Origin of the sequence: Paenibacillus sp. P3E, from assembly GCF_001909045.1 — a bacterium.
In the GTDB taxonomy this organism is placed as follows: Bacteria; Bacillota; Bacilli; order Paenibacillales; family Paenibacillaceae; genus Paenibacillus_AQ; species Paenibacillus_AQ helianthi.
In genome coordinates, this window is the sequence record NZ_LVWH01000144.1 from 1 (window position 1) to 758 (window position 758).

The 758-nt window shown below is 50.3% G+C and carries 1 protein-coding gene; it reads left to right on the top strand.

Features of this window, described 5'->3' with window-relative positions; translation table 11 throughout:
- Positions 1 to 666, top strand: a 666-nt coding sequence (locus A3842_RS12565) for a transposase (RefSeq protein ID WP_143186266.1), incomplete at its 5' end; no start/stop codon positions are given.
- Positions 667 to 758: the final 92 nt, after the last annotated feature.

Below are 758 nucleotides of genomic sequence, written 5' to 3' on the forward strand. Positions count from 1 at the left end.
TACAGTCTACACCCGAGACCTACGGACACCCGTTGTTTACAGCCGCATATGGAAAAGGCAAAAAAGATCTTGGGTAAACTTCCTAGGGCGGTAATTGCGGATGCAGGTTACGGCAGTGAAGAAAACTACGCCTATCTGGAAAAGGAAGAGATTCAGGCGGTCGTGAAATACGGCAGCTACCACAAAGAAAAGAGTAAAGCTTGGAAAGAGAATATCGGAAAGGTGGAGAACTGGACGTACAGTGAAACCAGGGATACATGGACGTGCCTAGCTGGGGAAACGTTGCATTTCCGCAAAGAACTACAAAGCGGATATGAAATTCACAAACGTCATTACCGAAGCCAAAGCTGCGAAGGCTGTCCGCTGAAGGAACGCTGCACCAAGGCAGCAGGAAATCGGGAAGTGGTTGTCAGTCTGGAGAGGCTGCGGTACCAGAAGCAGGCTCGGGACATCCTGCGAAGCGAGGAAGGTTATGCCCTGGCCGTACGCCGAATGACGGAACCGGAAAGCGTATTTGGACAACTGAAGAATAACCGGGGCTTCCGGCGCTTTCTGCTTCGCGGCATGGAAAAAGTGACGCTTGAGGTCGGTTGGCTTTCGCTTGCCCATAATATGCTGAAGCAAGCCACGGTGGACCAAAAACGCAAGGCCGCGATTCTCCAATAACAGGAGAATCGCGGCCTTGCTGTCTTTTTACTGCCTCTTGAATACATATGGGCTGTTTCTTTTTTTTGAAAATCTACTTATGAGACAGCCCC